Source organism: Bradyrhizobium sp. C-145, assembly GCF_023375135.1.
Taxonomy (GTDB): Bacteria; Pseudomonadota; Alphaproteobacteria; order Rhizobiales; family Xanthobacteraceae; genus Bradyrhizobium; species Bradyrhizobium zhanjiangense.
This window is the reverse complement of sequence record NZ_CP088150.1, coordinates 7,248,474-7,264,239: the sequence shown is the minus strand read 5'-3', so window position 1 is coordinate 7,264,239 and position 15,766 is coordinate 7,248,474. Positions and strand designations below refer to the sequence as shown.

General features: G+C 62.4%; 15 protein-coding genes. 10 read left to right on the top strand and 5 right to left on the bottom strand.

What is annotated here, in order from left to right; all coding sequences use genetic code 11:
- Positions 1-115 precede the first annotated feature (115 nt).
- The 3 genes from LRP30_RS34120 (at position 116) to LRP30_RS34110 (ending at position 2,936) form a co-directional block, all read left to right on the top strand.
- On the top strand, positions 116-1,564 hold the full coding sequence (locus LRP30_RS34120) for a hypothetical protein (RefSeq protein ID WP_249757666.1): 1,449 nt from the start codon (positions 116-118) through the stop codon (positions 1,562-1,564).
- Positions 1,565-1,566: 2 nt separating this feature from the next.
- Entirely contained in the window at positions 1,567-2,109 is a 543-nt protein-coding gene (locus LRP30_RS34115; RefSeq protein WP_249757665.1) for a hypothetical protein, read from the top strand.
- A 206-nt stretch (positions 2,110-2,315) separates the two neighbouring features.
- Positions 2,316-2,936, top strand: a complete 621-nt coding sequence (locus tag LRP30_RS34110; RefSeq protein WP_176946147.1) for a LysE family translocator — start codon at positions 2,316-2,318, stop codon at positions 2,934-2,936.
- Positions 2,937-2,939: 3 nt separating this feature from the next.
- On the opposite strand, the gene LRP30_RS34105 is transcribed toward LRP30_RS34110, so the two are convergent.
- The gene (locus LRP30_RS34105) at positions 2,940-3,743 is read right to left on the bottom strand and encodes an N-formylglutamate amidohydrolase (protein ID WP_249757664.1); all 804 of its coding nucleotides are present in this window, start codon (positions 3,741-3,743) and stop codon (positions 2,940-2,942) included.
- Between the two features lie 290 nt (positions 3,744-4,033).
- On the opposite strand from LRP30_RS34105, the gene LRP30_RS34100 reads away from it, so the two are divergent.
- On the top strand, positions 4,034-4,432 hold the full coding sequence (locus LRP30_RS34100) for a gamma-glutamylcyclotransferase family protein (protein WP_249757663.1): 399 nt from the start codon (positions 4,034-4,036) through the stop codon (positions 4,430-4,432).
- On the opposite strand, the gene LRP30_RS34095 is transcribed toward LRP30_RS34100, so the two are convergent.
- Positions 4,429-4,992: a chlorite dismutase family protein gene (locus tag LRP30_RS34095; RefSeq protein ID WP_249757662.1), complete on the bottom strand. Its 564-nt coding sequence runs from the start codon at positions 4,990-4,992 to the stop codon at positions 4,429-4,431. The two genes, LRP30_RS34100 and LRP30_RS34095, sit on opposite strands and share 4 nt — an antisense overlap.
- A 204-nt stretch (positions 4,993-5,196) precedes the next feature.
- On the opposite strand from LRP30_RS34095, the gene dnaG reads away from it, so the two are divergent.
- The 4 genes from dnaG (at position 5,197) to LRP30_RS34075 (ending at position 11,490) form a co-directional block, all read left to right on the top strand.
- A complete protein-coding gene (gene dnaG / locus LRP30_RS34090) occupies positions 5,197-7,206 on the top strand; it encodes a DNA primase (RefSeq protein WP_128941591.1) in 2,010 nt (669 codons plus the stop codon).
- Between the two features lie 375 nt (positions 7,207-7,581).
- Complete coding sequence (rpoD, locus tag LRP30_RS34085; RefSeq protein ID WP_249757661.1) at positions 7,582-9,723, top strand: RNA polymerase sigma factor RpoD; 2,142 nt, start codon at positions 7,582-7,584, stop codon at positions 9,721-9,723.
- A gap of 142 nt (positions 9,724-9,865) precedes the next feature.
- Positions 9,866-10,318 carry a hypothetical protein gene (locus tag LRP30_RS34080; protein WP_249757660.1) on the top strand — a complete coding sequence of 151 codons (453 nt, stop codon included), beginning with the start codon at positions 9,866-9,868 and terminating at the stop codon, positions 10,316-10,318.
- On the top strand, positions 10,288-11,490 hold the full coding sequence (locus LRP30_RS34075; RefSeq protein WP_249757659.1) for a hypothetical protein: 1,203 nt from the start codon (positions 10,288-10,290) through the stop codon (positions 11,488-11,490). The genes LRP30_RS34080 and LRP30_RS34075 overlap by 31 nt, the downstream gene beginning before the upstream one ends.
- A gap of 593 nt (positions 11,491-12,083) precedes the next feature.
- Here LRP30_RS34075 and LRP30_RS34070 read toward each other — a convergent pair.
- The 3 genes from LRP30_RS34070 to LRP30_RS34060 all read right to left on the bottom strand — a co-directional run bounded on the left by LRP30_RS34070 (position 12,084) and on the right by LRP30_RS34060 (position 13,821).
- Positions 12,084-12,320 carry a hypothetical protein gene (locus LRP30_RS34070; protein ID WP_128931503.1) on the bottom strand — a complete coding sequence of 79 codons (237 nt, stop codon included), beginning with the start codon at positions 12,318-12,320 and terminating at the stop codon, positions 12,084-12,086.
- A 491-nt stretch (positions 12,321-12,811) separates the two neighbouring features.
- Positions 12,812-13,162: a hypothetical protein gene (locus LRP30_RS34065; RefSeq protein WP_128947283.1), complete on the bottom strand. Its 351-nt coding sequence runs from the start codon at positions 13,160-13,162 to the stop codon at positions 12,812-12,814.
- 131 nt (positions 13,163-13,293) lie between these two features.
- Positions 13,294-13,821: a hypothetical protein gene (locus LRP30_RS34060; protein ID WP_249757658.1), complete on the bottom strand. Its 528-nt coding sequence runs from the start codon at positions 13,819-13,821 to the stop codon at positions 13,294-13,296.
- Between the two features lie 156 nt (positions 13,822-13,977).
- Here LRP30_RS34060 and LRP30_RS34055 point away from each other — a divergent pair, with 156 nt between their 5' ends.
- Together LRP30_RS34055 and LRP30_RS34045 are read left to right on the top strand one after the other, a co-directional pair.
- Positions 13,978-14,781 carry a lytic murein transglycosylase gene (locus tag LRP30_RS34055; RefSeq protein WP_249757657.1) on the top strand — a complete coding sequence of 268 codons (804 nt, stop codon included), beginning with the start codon at positions 13,978-13,980 and terminating at the stop codon, positions 14,779-14,781.
- Between the two features lie 596 nt (positions 14,782-15,377).
- Positions 15,378-15,752 (top strand): response regulator, encoded by a 375-nt coding sequence (locus LRP30_RS34045; protein WP_128941588.1) that lies wholly within the window; start codon positions 15,378-15,380, stop codon positions 15,750-15,752.
- Positions 15,753-15,766: the final 14 nt, after the last annotated feature.

The window sequence follows — 15,766 nt, the reverse complement described above, 5'->3', positions numbered from 1 at the left end:
GGCAACCAAATGGTTGCATGTCAAGCGCGGCTTGAGAAATCGTGTTTTGGTCGCGCGCAATCCGCCGTGTTAGCCTCACGCCTCAGCCAACGCAGATTGGTTCCGGGAGGACTTCATGTTCCGTTGCGTCTTGACTGCTGCCTGCCTCGTCTTTTTTGCCGGCAGCACGGCCGTTCACGCCCAGAAGCAGCAAGTGATCGGCGCGCCGCCGGAATCTTCCAACATGAAGCTGGTCGGCACCAACGATCTCCAGGCGCGCAGCGCTTATCAGCCGACCATCCATCATCAGGGCGATCGCTGGATCGCCTATATCGGCCATCACGGCGGCACTGACGACGTGCCCGCGCCCGTCAACCCGATGACCGGCAAGGCCGAACCGAACGGAACGTCCATTGTCGACGTCACCGATCCCGCGCATCCAAAATATCTGCGGCATCTGCCGGGGCAGGAAGGCAAGTACGAATCCGGCGGCGCCCAGATGGTGCGGGTCTGCGACGGCAAGGCGTTGCCGAAGGGCGATCCAAACGCTGTCTACATGCTGCGCACCTTCGGCAGCGAGGCGCATGAGATCTGGAACGTCACCGATCCCGCCAGCCCCGTGCTCATCAGCCGCATCGGCGGCTTGAAGGACACGCATAAGAGCTGGTGGGAGTGCGATACCGGCATTGCCTTCCTGGTCTCGGGCGCACCGGACTGGCGCACGCGGCGGATGACGCAGGTCTATGATCTCTCCGATCCCGCGCATCCGCAGAAGATCCGCGACTTCGGCCTGCCCGGGCAGGAGCCCGGTTCGACCGGCGCGGTGCCGACCGAATTGCACGGTCCGATCTCGACCGGGCCCGATGGCAATCGCGTCTATTTCGGCTATGGCACCAACAAGGGCGGCATCCTGCAGATCGTCGATCGCGAAAAGCTCTTGAACGGGCCGAAGGAGCCGACGGCGGACAATCTGCGCTATCCCGAGATTTCGCGTATGCCGATGTCGGCCTTCAACGGCGCGCACACCACGTTCCCGATGCTCGACATGCCCATCGCCGAGTTCGGCGAGGACAAGGACGGCAAGACCCGCGACATCGTGATGATCGTGGACGAGGCGATCTTGAACGAATGCGGCGAGGCGCGGCAGATGGTCTGGTTCGCCGACGTCACCACCGAGGCGCGGCCGATGATGATCTCGAGCTACACTGTGCCGGAGGCGAGCGGGCAGTTCTGCCAGCGCGGCGGCCGCTTCGGCTCGCATTCCTCCAACGAGAGCATGGCGCCGGTCTACTACAAGAAGATGGCCTTCATCGCCTTCTTCAATGCCGGCGTGCGCGCGCTCGACATCCGCGATCCCTATCACCCCAAGGAAGTCGGCTATTTCATTCCGTCGATCACTGCTGCCACCGACAAGCGTTGCATCCCCGTCGAGGGCGGCGAGCGCTGCAAGGTCGCGATCCAGACCAACAATGTCGAAACCGACGACCGTGGCTACATCTACATCGTCGATCGCGCCAATACCGGCTTGCATATCCTCGCGCTGACAGGACCTGCGCGCACCGTCGCCGGCCTGCCGAAGAATTGACGATGCGGCGCGCGGCGATGATCGCGGCCGTGATGATCGCGTGTGGTGTGTCCGGTGTCGCCGCCTACCAGCTCGCGCCGCCGCCGGTGCAGGACTTGGCGCATTGGCGCGAGATCGCCTGGCCGTTTCCGCGCGATGGTTGGCCGGTGGGCCGTGCATTCCGCTGCGACGGCGCCTGCGCGGGCACCGAGCTCTACGTGCGCGCCAAGCGGGGCTTCTGCAATTGCGACCGCGGTGTCGCCGACGATGATGAGGTGGATCGTGTTGCGGACGTCGATCTGATCAGCCCGCGGTTTGCTGCGGCCGCACCGGGTGAGGAGGTGGGGTTTGGCGAGATGCGCGGTCGCGCAAGGCGCTACGATCTCGACATGTACGATGGCGCTCGTCGCGCCGCGATCGGTATCGCCGTCTCGCGCCGCTGCGATCTGCTCGTCGCGGTCGCGCAAGGCGCGGGCGATGCGAATGCCTTGCAGCGCGCGACGCTAGCGTTTCTGGAAACGGAGGAGATGAAGCAATGGATGGTCGCTGCGCTCGATGGAAGGTGATGTTGGTGCGCCGCTTCCACATTCTCCGCTGTCATCCCCCGCGAGAGCGGGGCGATCCAGTATTCCAGAGACGCTGGTGGGGATACGGAGAGGCCGCGGCTTGCTGGATGCCCGCCTCCGCGGGGCATGACGGCTGTGATTGAGGAGCCTTCCGTTCCTGCCCTTCCCATGCATTAATGCGCACAAACCGCAGCGAGTCCTCCCCCATGATGTCCATGCAAGCCTATCTCGCCTTCGTCGCCGCCTGCATTGCGCTGGCGCTGCTGCCGGGGCCGATCGTCACCCTCGTCATCGCCAACGGCCTGCGCCACGGCACGCGCGCGGCGCTTACCAACGTTGCCGGCGCGCAAGCGGGTCTCGCCATCGTGATCGGCGTCGTCGCGGTCGGCCTGACCTCGCTGATGGCGACCATGGGCTACTGGTTCGACTGGGTGCGCTTTGCCGGCGCCGCTTATCTGGTCTGGCTCGGCATCAGGCTGATCTGGGCGCCGGTCGAGGGCGTCGGCGTCGACGCGCCGCCTCCGCCGCCGCGCGGCGGCTTCTTCCTGCAAGGATTTCTGGTGCTGCTGTCGAACCCGAAAGTCCTGGTGTTCTTCGGCGCCTTCATCCCGCAGTTCATGGACATGAACCAGCCGCACGTTCCGCAAGTCGCACTGCTGGGCGCCACCTTCATGGTCACGGCGGTCATGACGGATGCGCTCTACGCCATCGCCGCCGGACGCGCCCGCAAATTCTTCTCGGCGCGCCGCACGCGCATGATGTCGCGCATCTCCGGCGGCTTCATGATCGGCGGTGGCATCTGGCTGGCGCTGACCAGGGCCAAGTGAGGCCTACACCAACAGCTCCGCCTTCAGCTCGACCTCGATCTCGGCAAAGATCCGCGCCAGCCGCTCGGCCCATTGCCGCTGGCCGGATTGATCGGCGATCAGATCCTGGCGGATCTCGATGCCGGTGTTGACGAGGCCGCGCGCCTCGCCGTGCACGGGAATGGTGTAGTCGGTGTGGTCACTCACCGCATAAGGCTCGTTGTCGCCGACGACGAGATCGCTTTCAGCGCGGAGATGTTTCAAGAGCAGCTGCGGCAGGATCGTGTCGCGGTTATACAGGGCGCCGATGTGCCAGGGCCGCGCGACGCCGGCATAGACCGGCGTAAAACTGTGCAGTGACACCAGCACCGTCGGTTGCTTGCCGTGCAGGCGGCGGGCAATCGCGGCATCAATGCGATGATGATAGGGTACAAAAATCTCGCGCCGCCGCGCCTCGCGCTCCCATTCCGAAATGCCCTCGTTGCGCGGAATCGCGGTGGCTTCGGAAATCACGGGAATCGAGCTCGCCACGGCGGGCGGGCGGTTGCAATCGATCACGAGCCGCGAGTAGCGCTGCGCGATCAGATGCGCGTCAAGCATTTTGGCGAGCCGCTCGGCGACGCCGGCAATGCCGATGTCCCAGGCAATGTGCCTGACAAGATCGCTTTCCGCGACGCCGAGACCGCCGAGCGCGCGCGGCAGCACCCGCCCGTAGTGATCCGCGGTGAGCAGGAAGGGCGATATTCCTCCCGTATTCACCTCATGCACTGGCGCAATGTCGCCCTCGCCGAGGAGCTGATCGGTCGCGTCGGCCGTGTCTAAAGCCATCCTGATTGCCTATGGAAAAAGTCGCCCCGAAAGTCGGATGGAAATCGGTATAGATTGGTTCGCTTCAAATCACCATGCTTCACCGAGGATGCCGTTGAGAGCGTCATTGCCTACACATCGTCGTCCTGGCGAAGGCCAGGACCCATTACCCCGGCTGCCCGTGTGGCCCGAAGCTGGGACGATCAGATTGCCCATTGCTGCGTTCGGTGGCTATGGGTCCTGGCCTTCGCCAGGACGACAGCGAATATGCGGCGCTGTCGTTCCGCATCATTGCCAGCTATAGATTCCCCATGACCACCGATCGTCTCTTCGTCTACGGCACCCTGATGCGCGGCTTCGATCATCCGATGGCGCGACTGCTCTCGGCGCATGCGGATTTCCTGGGGGAAGCGACCTGCCGCGGCAGGCTCGTCCTGGTGAAGCATTATCCGGGGCTGCTGCTGTCGGACGCGCCGTCCGACATCGTCCATGGCGAGCTCTTTCACTTGCGGGCGGGCGACGAGCTCCTGCGCGAGCTCGACATGTATGAGGCGTGCGGCGAGGGCTTTCCGGAGCCGACCGAATATCTGCGCAGGCTGATCGACGTGACGCTGCCAGACGGCACCACCGAGAAGGCCTGGACATACATCTACAACTGGCCCGTCAGCGATCTGCCGCGCATCGAGTCTGGCCGCTTCCTCGATCACTAAGCCGACAGCACCTCCTTCACCATGCGCAAATCGACTTCGCGCTCGACGTAACTCCATTCCTCGGTCCGTCGCAGCATCGCCACGAGCTCTTCGAACAGCGCGGCATCAACCGGAGCGAACTCGAACCAGGTGAGGAAGTCGAAGGGCTCGCCGAGGTCGCGGCAGTGATAGAGCTGCCGCGCGATCGCGGGCAGGTAGCGCAGGCTGCTCGCGATGTGGTGCGATCTGTCCTCGAAGATTTTGCGGCGCTCTTCCTGCGTCAGCTCCCACCAGGCCTGCGACTTGCGGATCGGGATCAGCGCTGCGCTGGTCGCCTCTAACCGGCCGAGGCCGGCCTGCACAGCTACGAGCTGCTCCTTCTCGGGCCGCTCGGTGTAACGCAAGCTGCTCGTGACGCCGACCAGCCGCCAGGCATTGCGCGAGGGCACCAGCGGCAATGAGACGGCTTCGCTGTCGGTGACCGACAGCGCCGGCACGAAGGGCAGGGGCTCGCCCGTCACAGGCGAAATCGAGGTGACGCGCCAGCCCCCGCTCTGGCCGCCTCGAAAGGTTCTGAACATGGGGATATGGAAGCGCGGAACCGGGCGCGGTTCAAGCTTTTCCGCGGCCTCCGTCATCTCCGGACGCGATCCCAGCAACGACAATGGCCTGTGCATAGGTCGAATAACCCGGATAAGCCCGACAAACCTAGCCGTTAGCCCAGCCGCACCTATATCCCTAACCTTTCGCCCGACTCACACGGTTTCGCGCTACACACACACGCCATGCGCTTCACGCCTCAATTCCTCGACGAGCTTCGTGCCCGGCTTTCGGTCTCCGAAGTCGTGGGCAAGCGCGTCAAGCTGAAGAAGGCGGGGCGGGAGTGGAAGGGGCTGTCGCCGTTCCAGCAGGAGAAGACGCCGTCCTTCTACGTCAACGACCAGAAGGGATTTTACCACGACTTCTCCTCCGGCAAGCACGGCGACATCATCACCTTCGTGATGGAGACCGACGGCGTGCCGTTCGCGGAGGCCGTCGAGCGGCTCGCGGGCATGGCGGGTCTGCCGCTGCCGGCGGTGACGCCCGATGCGGCCCGGCACGAGCAGCGGCGCAAATCGCTGCATGACGTCATGGATCTCGCGGCAAAATTCTTTGCGGAGACGCTGGCCTCGCGCGTGGGGGCGAAAGCGCGCGGCTATCTCGCCGACCGCGCCATCTCACCGGCGACGCAATTGCAGTTCCGCCTCGGCTATGCTTCGCCTGACCGCTTCGCGCTGAAGGAGCATCTCGGCAAGCTCGGCGTCTCCGTCGACGACATGGTCGAGACCGGCCTGCTCGTGGGCGGCGACGACATTCCCGTGCCGTACGATCGCTTCCGCGACCGCGTGATGTTTCCGATCACCGATTTGCGCGGCCGCGTCATCGCCTTCGGCGGGCGCGCGCTGGAGAAGGACGTTCCGGCCAAATATCTGAACTCGCCGGAGACGCCGCTCTTCCACAAGGGCGACAATCTCTACAACCACCAGACCGCGCGCGCCGCATCCCACAACGGCGCGCCGCTGATCGTGGTCGAAGGCTATGTCGACGTCATCGCCATGGTCACCGCGGGCTTCGCAGGGGCCGTCGCGCCGCTCGGCACCGCGCTCACCGAAAGCCAGCTCGCGCTGCTCTGGAAGATGGCGGACGAGCCGATCCTGTGCTTCGACGGTGACCGCGCCGGACAGAAGGCGGCGTATCGCGCCGCCGACCTCGCGCTGCCCTTCCTCGCACCCGGCAAGAGCTTGCGCTTTGCGCTGCTGCCGGAAGGGCAGGACCCCGACGATCTCGTGCGCTCGGGCGGGCGCGGCGCGATCGAGGAGGTGATCGCGGCGGCACGTCCGCTCGCCGACATGATCTGGTCGCGCGAGCTCGAAGGCGGCAATTTCGCCACGCCCGAGCGCCGCGCCGCACTGGAGGCGCGCATCAAGGAGCTGTCCAACGGCATCCGCGACGAGGTGGTGCGGCGCTATTACCGCGACGACTTCGCCGACCGGCTGCAGCGCGCCTTCGCGCCCGAGGGCGGGCGCGGCGGCTTTGGTGGCCGGGGCAATTTCCGTGGCAATTCCGGCCGGTCCTTCCAGCCCAGGGGTGGGGGAGGTGCGAATCGATTCGGTGGCCAGGGATTTGGCGGAGGCCGCCGCGGCCCGCCCGGTCCCGTGCCGCTGCCCTCGGGTCCCTACCAGGCGGCGAGCCCGCAGCTGGCGGCGAGCCCGATCATGCGCGGCCAGCGCAGCGCCATCTCCCGCCGGGAGGCCCTGATCCTGCAATGCCTGATCAACCACCCCTGGCTGCTGCATGAGCACCTCGAGGAGGTGGCCGCCCTGGAGCTGGCCCATCCCGAAGCTCATAAGCTCAGGGCCGGCATCATCGCCGCCTTTGCCAACGACCATCACCACTCAGCGGACCCCGGCGAGCAGGCCGAGAAGATGCGCGCCGATCTCGAAAAGGGCGGATTTTCTCAAACACTTCAAAGGGTTGAGAACGGTATCACGACCGCGGCGGTGTGGGGCGCCCGCGAGGGCGCGGCGCGGGACGACGTTCTTGCCACCTGGCATCAGCTGGTTGCCTTGCATCGGCAATGGCATTCACTACTTAGAGAGCTGAAAGACGCCGAGCTGGCCTTGGGGGAGGACCCCAGCGAGGCCAATTTGGCATGGCTGCGTGACGTCAAGGCTCGGATAGGCGAAGTCGACGGTACCGAGGCCCTGATCGAGGGTTTTGGTGAGCTGTCGGGCCGGCTCCAGAAGAGCATGTGATGAAGAATCATGCGGACGGCCGCGGCCGAAACCGCTAAAAGACTCGCCAAATCCTGGGTTTGGCGGCAAAAACAGGGTTAATCGAGGCTTAACGGTCTTGTAGCACTTTGGCCCAGAGGCGGCCGCAGGCAGAACAGACGCGTCAGGAATGAATCCGCGCGAACACTGTTGGCACTACACCTGCATCCGCTGCGGCAAAGAGGCTCACGAAGCGTTAGGCAAATCCGGCGAGAGAAAGTTGGGGGTGGCGAGAGACATGTGCGCCGCCCTTTCCGTGTCGAGAGCTGCCGAAGCGAGAGCGTCGAGCAACAGGTTCATGTGAATTCAGGCAGGCGGGGCGCGCCGTCTGCATTGAAGCGCGTTTAGGAGCAATGGATGGCCACCAAGGCAAAGACGCTGCAGGCGAAGGACAAGGAAAAAGACGACAAGGCAGCGGATGCGCCGGAGAAGGACTCCCAGGACGCGCCCTCGCCCTTGCTCGACCTGTCCGACGCCGCCGTGAAGAAGATGATCAAGCAGGCCAAGAAGCGCGGCTTCGTGACCTTCGATCAGCTCAACGAAGTCTTGCCGTCCGACCAGACCTCGCCCGAACAGATCGAGGACATCATGTCGATGCTCTCGGACATGGGCATCAACGTCACCGAAGCCGAGGACACCGAAGGCGAGGACGAGAAGGACGAGGCCGACGACGAGACCGATAACGAGCTCGTCGAGGTCACCCAGAAGGCTGTCACCGAGGTCAAGAAGAGCGAGCCGGGCGAGCGCACCGACGATCCCGTGCGCATGTATCTGCGCGAGATGGGCACGGTCGAGCTGCTCTCCCGCGAAGGCGAAATCGCCATTGCCAAGCGCATCGAGGCCGGCCGCGAGGCGATGATCGCAGGGCTCTGCGAAAGCCCGCTGACCTTCCAGGCCATCATCATCTGGCGCGACGAGCTCAACGAAGGCAAGATATTCCTCCGCGACATCATCGATCTCGAAGCGACCTATGCCGGCCCCGACGCCAAGGGCGGCATGAACACCGCGATGATTGCCGGCCCGAACGGCGAGGGCGGCGAAGCGTCGACTGAGGGTGGCGACGCCACCGCGTCCACAGCTGCCCCCGCGCATGTCGCCCCGCCTGCTGCGCCCCCGTCGCCGACCCCGTTCCGCGCCGCACCGGCCGCCGCTGGCACCGAGGCCGGCGAGGAGAAGGATCCGGGCGAGGCCGCCGCCGAAGCCGACATGGACGACGACGAGTTCGAGAACCAGATGTCGCTCGCGGCGATCGAGGCCGAGCTCAAGCCGAAGGTGGTCGAGATCTTCGACAAGATCGCCGACAGCTACAAGAAGCTGCGCAAGCTTCAGGAGCAGGACATCCAGAACCAGCTCCAGAACGAGTCGCTCTCGCCGCACCAGGAGCGCAAGTACAAGAAGCTGAAGGACGAGATCATCGTCGAGGTGAAGTCGCTGCGCCTAAACCAGGCCCGCATCGACTCGCTCGTCGAGCAGCTCTACGACATCAACAAGCGCCTCGTCTCGCACGAGGGCCGCCTGATGCGCCTTGCCGACAGCCACGGCGTCGCGCGCGAAGACTTTTTGCGCAACTACACCGGTTCTGAATTGGACCCGCGCTGGCTCAATCGTGTCTCAAAACTGTCGGCCAAGGGCTGGAAGAACTTCGTCCACCACGAGAAGGACCGCATCAAGGACCTTCGTCACGAGGTGCATCAGCTCGCAGCCCTGACCGGCCTCGAGATCGTCGAGTTCCGCAAGATCGTGCACTCCGTGCAGAAGGGCGAGCGCGAGGCTCGCCAGGCCAAGAAGGAGATGGTGGAAGCCAACCTCCGTCTCGTGATCTCGATCGCGAAGAAATACACCAACCGCGGCCTGCAGTTCCTCGACCTGATCCAGGAAGGCAACATCGGCCTGATGAAGGCGGTCGACAAGTTCGAGTACCGCCGCGGCTACAAGTTCTCGACCTACGCCACGTGGTGGATCCGGCAGGCGATCACCCGCTCGATCGCCGACCAGGCGCGCACCATCCGCATTCCCGTGCACATGATCGAGACGATCAACAAGATCGTGCGCACGTCCCGCCAGATGCTCAACGAGATCGGCCGCGAGCCGACCCCGGAAGAGCTCGCCGAGAAGCTCGGCATGCCCCTGGAGAAGGTCCGCAAGGTCCTCAAGATCGCCAAGGAGCCGCTGTCGCTGGAGACGCCGGTCGGTGACGAAGAGGATTCACATCTCGGCGATTTCATCGAGGACAAGAACGCGATCCTCCCGATCGACGCCGCGATCCAGTCGAACCTGCGCGAGACCACCACGCGCGTGCTGGCCTCGCTCACCCCGCGCGAAGAGCGCGTCCTGCGCATGCGCTTCGGCATCGGCATGAACACCGACCACACGCTGGAAGAAGTCGGCCAGCAGTTCTCGGTGACGCGCGAGCGCATCCGCCAGATCGAAGCGAAGGCGCTGCGCAAGCTGAAGCATCCGTCGCGGTCGCGGAAGCTGCGGAGCTTCTTGGATAATTGAGGTATACCACAGACCCTTTTCATAAACGTAGATTGGTTCGGAGATTCGAGAACTCTGCTGGGCGTGCATTCTGATCACCATAGAAGCGCTCGCCCGGCGGAGAATAGGCTTGCCTTACTTCAGGTTTTGACGGAGATGCCGGATGATCTCGCGCGATCGTTTTGAGCTCGCCCTGGAAAGGTTGAAGAGCAGCGACTGGGGGCGCTTCGAGCGCCTAGCATCAGGATTTTTGATATCTGAATTTCCATCTCTTCGCACCATGGCGTCTCCCAGCGGAGATGGTGGGCGAGATGCTGAATTATGCGCGCCAGTTGCCCATGTCATTCTACAATACTCAATCCGAATGGATTGGGACGCCAAGATTAAGGAAACCATAAAGCGGATCAAGGAAACGAAACCAGAAGCTAAGGTGCTCATATTCGTTCAAATCAATCGATTGGGGCGCTGGCTGACACAGTCAAGACTTATGCTACTGGGCAGGGTCTATTTTTGGATGTGCGCGATAGAAGTTGGTTTGGTGATCGCCTCCATCACACGTCTGGCAACGAAGAGTTTGCCGAGGAGTTGGCAAAGGCGATTGTTGATCCGATACTAGCTGAGCGAGGTATAGTCAGCACTGATCAGCTAAAACTAACGGGTGGCGAAGCGCGGACTGCTCTCTTCTATTTGGAGATGCAATGGCGCGACGAAAATACCGCGAAGGGCCTGACTCGCTCTTGTTATGAAGCGTTGGTGAAGGTTGCGTTGCGCGGTACAGATAGCGAGCATCGAATATCTCGGGAAGAGGTCTACGAACGGGTACGTGATTTGCTACCTCACTACTCGATCGAACAACTCAAACCCTTCGTTGACACTGCGCTTGGCAGATTGAGCAAGCAAGCCATTAGACACTGGCCGAAGCTTGACGAGTTTAATTTGAGCTTTGAAGAGCTGCAGAGAATTGGAGACAGCGCAGCTGGCATCGAGCTCCTGCGAAGCGATTTTAAGAAAGAAATCTTGACTGCTCTGACCGAAGCCGAAGGGGTTACGATCCGAGATATTGATGCGATTGCCGAACTGACAATATCACTGGTTGAGAAGCTATTTCTGAGGCGAGGCGAGGAGTTTGCGGCTTGCGTTGCCCGTGACACTCCACCCGAGGTTAACGAGATTGATCTGAAGGACGTTATTGTCGCTAATCTACCAGCGAAAGTAGACATAAAGGGACGCAATGCCGTTTCAGTCCTTCAAAGTGTCATCTCAAATCTCCTGAATAGTCCTTCGTCGGCTACTGCCGAGTACGTAAACATATTGTCCGATGCGTATACCCTTTTCGCCTTTTTGGCCGAAACGCCAGATGTGCAAGCTGTCACGAAGAAGCTGTTCAGCTACGGTGAGATCTGGCTGGATACATCGGTGATCCTTCCCGTCATCGCGGAGCAGGCCTATCCAGAGGGGCTACGTCCATTCGCAACGATGCTGCTGCAAGCCCGAAAGATCGGGCTAAAGTTGCTTATTACGCCGGGTATCATTGAGGAGATTGAGCGTCACCTGAACCGCTGCGTAGTCTACGATAAATCTCCCAGCTGGGAGGGACGTGTTCCATTCGTCTATGGACAATATGCTCTGGCGGGGAGGCCGACAGGTGGATTTCGCGCTTGGGCGGAACAGTTCTTCGGGAATCAAAATCCTGAGAAAGATATTGCTGATTATCTGAGCGGGGAATTTGGGGTTGAGCTCGAAGAGATTCCGCCAGAGAGTTATGCAACCTTCCTGCGGAACTTGTGAGCGAAATAAAGCTCTATTGGGAAAATGTTCATAGTAGACGGCGACATGAGAGCGAATTCTCGCTTACATCTCTACGATTAGCGGAGCATGACACCGAGAACTATTTGAATGTCCTTGCTGAGAGGCAGATTGTTGCGCCCCATTCTGGTCTAGGGTTCAAGAGGTGGTGGCTAACTTTGGACAGCGCTACGCGAGCTTTACCATCGAAATTAAGTCGAGACATGAGAAGGTATACGCGATTTCAGCCAATTATGTCTGTCGACTTTCTCCTGCGATACATGACCTTCGGACCGAATAGGGATCGGTTAAACTCGGCCACACAAACGGCTCGCGTCTTTTCATCAGCCATATTCGAAAGCATGCCAGCGAATCTCGTCGCTGCCGCTCGGGAAACACGCGAAAGGTCGGGGCGGCTTCCAGAGCGCATTTTGCAGCGCAGGATTCGTGACTCTCTAGATCATCAGAAGGCGACTGCTGGAACCATCGATAGGGCGGGTTTGCCGGGCGTAGATGAAGCAATGGATACGAAGTTCTGAAAATAGACGGTAAGCAGTGGGCCGAAGGCTCGCTGTCCACACCGAGCTGCGAGCAGCCTACTTCTTCTTCGCCCCGACCCGCTCGATCCGCTTGATCTCGAGCGCAGGCCGCCCAGACTTCTCGGCGATCTCGCGGTCTTGCTCCATGATGAAGCCGCGCGCGGGCTCATCGCCGTCGAGACCGCCGAGCAGCTCAGCGGGCACGCGGCGGTTGGAGCGTTGTGAGCCGTCTTCATAGACGACGTTGAAAAAGGCGAACTCGCCTTTGGGATTGGTTCCGGGTTTTTTGGCCATGGCGGCTTGTCGTCGATCAGGAGGCCGCAGTCAAATGACTTCGGCGGCTGTCGACAGATGCGTCGCGCCGGAGCGTTAGATTGACCAACAATGGAGCCGCGATTGCCAAGCGCCTGCCGCGCCTCTCAGCCTCAATAAACGGCGGGCCGCAAAGCCCGCCGTTTATTTGGTCTTCAGTGTCGCCCGGGGCTGGCGGGGCGACAACTTAAAATAGAAGACTATAGAACATGCCCTGCGATGGCAAGGCAAATCTTGGCGGCGTCGATGTCGCAGCGGGTGGATCAGATATGCGTTGGTCGCGGCATGCGGTTTTGAAGCGCGTCGCAACAATTGCTTGGATCATTCAATCACTTTGTTCATCTTGCCTGCCGTCGCAGTGCAGCGCGGTTGGCGCGCTTTGTAGCAAAGCGCGCCAACCTGCACGCCTTCCCGCCTGCGTGCAGGTGATGTGATCCGATGTGCAAAAGCGAGTTCCATCACCCCCGCATATCTCAGGGTGTGCGCCTGCGCGGCGCAAGTTCCTGCGCGGCGAGCCGCGATCCGTGTCCGCCGTCATGCCCGCTGCGCTCTTCCTTGCGACCCTGCGCCATGATCGCGCTGCCCATCGCGGCGGAGCCGAAGGTGATGAGGAAGGACGCGAGCAGCAGCGCAAGCGCGATGCCGGGCGAACGGTCGGCGAAGATCAGCTCGCGCAGATGTCCGGGATTGAGCCAGAGCAGTCCGCCGACGAGCAGCGCCGCAGCGCAGGCGCCGATCGCGAGGTTGATGGCGAGCAGGCGGAAGAGGGGGATGCGGAGGAGGGCGCCGCGAGGTGGATGAAAAGGCCGCTGGCGGTGGGACATGGGTGATTGCCTCACGGGCACCTGACGCAGAAGTCGAACGCGTCGTCCGACCATTGGCATCATAGCGGCTCGTTTCTCATTCGTCCTTGCGACGCGCCCCGAAATGACCGGGGTGTGCGCCGCCCTTTATCTCACGCCGCCGGCGCAACCCGGCTGTCGGCCTCGGGCTCCTGCGCCGCCTGCTGCCGCTCCATCATGGTCTGCCACAGCGTTGCGATGCTCACCTGCGTCTGCGGCGCAATCAGGCAGTGGCCCTCATTGTCGAAACCGCAAAACCGCACCGACGGATCCTTCTTCACCTCGGTCAGCGCCTGGTTGATCATCTCCAGGCAGGTCATGACCTGGCCAACGTCCTGAAGTCGCGTGTGGTGCAGGATGTCCATCAGGCGGACCATCATCACCGCGGGCTGGCCGAAGCTGATGCCGGGACGGCCGAGCTCGAACAGTACGTTCACCGCGGGAAATACGCCGCGGATGTGCTCGAGCACGCTGGCCATGTCCTCCACGCTACAGGCGACGAGATGGGCGGCCTGCGGCGGGGCGGCGGCCGGCGTCCGCGGCGCGAGGCCGAGCGCGGCGATGACCTCATGCTCGATCCATTGCCGCACTGGTGCGGGGGCATTGCGAATCTGCTCGGCGGTCAAGGTAATTCCGGTCATGGGCTAGTCTCCTGGGCGGCTCTCCTGTTCGCTGCAATCTAGAAAGCAGGGCGCGAGACACGTTGGTGCGGATCAAGCGCGCCGCTTTGACGGTTCCCGCTTTCCCGGGCATGATCCGCGCCGCTTCACGTCAGGATTTTTGGGGGATTGCTCCACATGCTGAGACTGCTTCTCGCCGCCGCTTTCGTCGTTTGTCTGGCCGGGTCGGCGCAGGCCGCGCGCTGCGGCGGCGACTTCAACAGCTTTGTCGCAACCATGGCGTCAGAAGCGCAAGGAGCCGGCGTCTCGGCAAGCGTGACCAATGCGGCGCTCAGCGGTGTGACCCCCGATGGCGCCGTGCTCGCCTTCGACCGCCGCCAGCGCCACACCTTCAATAAGAGTTTTGAGCAGTACGTCTCGACCCGCGTCGGCCCCGGCCGCATCAACGGCGGGCGGGCGCTGCTCCAGCGTCATGCCGCACTGCTCTCGCGCATCGAGCAGCAGTTCGGCGTGCCGCGCTATATCCTGGTGGCGATCTGGGGACTGGAGAGCGATTTCGGCAAGGGCGACACCGGCAAGCTGCCGGTGATCAAGACGCTGGCGACGCTCGCGCATGACTGCCGCCGCACCGATCTGTTTCAGGGCGAGCTGCTCGCCGCGCTCAAGATCGTGCAGCGCGGCGACCTGCCGCTGCGCGACCTCATCGGCGCCTATGCCGGCGAGATCGGCCAGACCCAGTTCCTGCCGTCGTCCTACATCAAATACGGCGTCGATTTCGACGGCGACGGCCATGTCGACCTCCGCCACAGCGTCGCCGACGTGCTCGCCTCGACCGCGAACCTGCTCCACACCAGCGGCTTCAAGATGGGCCAGCCCTACGGCGAAGGCACCGCCAATTTCGAGGCGATGCGCGAGTGGAATAGGGCGGTGGTCTATAGGAAGACCATCGGATATTTTGCGGATCGTTTGATGGGGCAGTGAGGGGCGATAGCCGCGGTCGTCATTGCGAGCGAAGCGACTTGTCCGCCGAAGCCTTTGGCGAAGCGGAAGCAATGCAGAATCTTGCCGCGGAGGCAGCCTGGATTGCTTCGTCGCAAGAGCTCCTCGCAATGACGGTTGAGAGTCGCGCGCGATCTCTTCCCCCATCGTCGTCCTGGCGAAAGCCAGGACCCATTACCCCAGGGAGGAGTTTGGCGACGACTGGCATTCACTTGCATTGGCTGAGCAACTGCCAGTCTTCGTCAAATGGGATTCGGTGGCTATGGGTCCTGGCCTTCGCCAGGACGACGGCGGAGGATGTCGTGCCGCTGTCGTACCAAGCGACTACTTGCCTTTCGCCATCTTCTCCAGCCTCCGCAGCAACGGAGGTCACAGCCGCGCTGCGCAAGCTCAATGGCCAACGTACGGCCGATGCCGCTTGCCGCTCTCATGATGGCCGGCCTGCGAATCCCAGTCATGAGGTTCCCCGCCAAGCCCTTAGAGCGGGAACCATGATTTACATTTTTTCAGAATGGAACTGAACAATGGCCGAGTTGGACCTTTAACATGTGTTACGTGAGTAAATATTGGAGCCGCTGATGGGACAGGCACAACCATTTCGTGCAACAGCGCTGATCGTTGAAGACGACGTCATGCAGCGGGAGATGCTGAGTCTTCTGCTCGAAGAGAGCGGCTACCAGGTCATCCAGTGCGAGAGCGCCGAGGACGCCGAACGCGTCCTCGACAAGGACGCGGGCGCGCTTTGCCTGATGCTGACCGACGTCCAGCTCGCCGGAAGCATGAGCGGGGTCGAGCTCGCGCATGTCGCCAAGGAGCGCAATCCCAAGCTCGACGTTGTCGTCACCTCCGGCCGTCCCTTGAAGCAGCCCTTGCCTGCCGGCGCAAAATTCTGGGCAAAACCCTGGGCACCGCTCGACGTGCTGCGCGAGGCCGAGATCGCGCAGATGTCCTGACGACTATTCCGCAG

Coding starts and splice junctions, on each gene's coding strand:
- LRP30_RS34095 (WP_249757662.1), bottom strand. CDS start 4,992: ATGTTCAGAACCTTTCGAGGCGGCCAGAGCGGGGGCTGGCGCGTCACC.
- LRP30_RS34080 (WP_249757660.1), top strand. CDS start 9,866: ATGATCTCGCGCGATCGTTTTGAGCTCGCCCTGGAAAGGTTGAAGAGC.
- LRP30_RS34115 (WP_249757665.1), top strand. CDS start 1,567: ATGCGGCGCGCGGCGATGATCGCGGCCGTGATGATCGCGTGTGGTGTG.
- LRP30_RS34070 (WP_128931503.1), bottom strand. CDS start 12,320: ATGGCCAAAAAACCCGGAACCAATCCCAAAGGCGAGTTCGCCTTTTTC.
- LRP30_RS34100 (WP_249757663.1), top strand. CDS start 4,034: ATGACCACCGATCGTCTCTTCGTCTACGGCACCCTGATGCGCGGCTTC.
- LRP30_RS34045 (WP_128941588.1), top strand. CDS start 15,378: ATGGGACAGGCACAACCATTTCGTGCAACAGCGCTGATCGTTGAAGAC.
- LRP30_RS34060 (WP_249757658.1), bottom strand. CDS start 13,821: ATGACCGGAATTACCTTGACCGCCGAGCAGATTCGCAATGCCCCCGCA.
- rpoD (WP_249757661.1), top strand. CDS start 7,582: ATGGCCACCAAGGCAAAGACGCTGCAGGCGAAGGACAAGGAAAAAGAC.
- LRP30_RS34120 (WP_249757666.1), top strand. CDS start 116: ATGTTCCGTTGCGTCTTGACTGCTGCCTGCCTCGTCTTTTTTGCCGGC.
- LRP30_RS34055 (WP_249757657.1), top strand. CDS start 13,978: ATGCTGAGACTGCTTCTCGCCGCCGCTTTCGTCGTTTGTCTGGCCGGG.
- LRP30_RS34105 (WP_249757664.1), bottom strand. CDS start 3,743: ATGGCTTTAGACACGGCCGACGCGACCGATCAGCTCCTCGGCGAGGGC.
- LRP30_RS34065 (WP_128947283.1), bottom strand. CDS start 13,162: ATGTCCCACCGCCAGCGGCCTTTTCATCCACCTCGCGGCGCCCTCCTC.
- LRP30_RS34110 (WP_176946147.1), top strand. CDS start 2,316: ATGATGTCCATGCAAGCCTATCTCGCCTTCGTCGCCGCCTGCATTGCG.
- dnaG (WP_128941591.1), top strand. CDS start 5,197: ATGCGCTTCACGCCTCAATTCCTCGACGAGCTTCGTGCCCGGCTTTCG.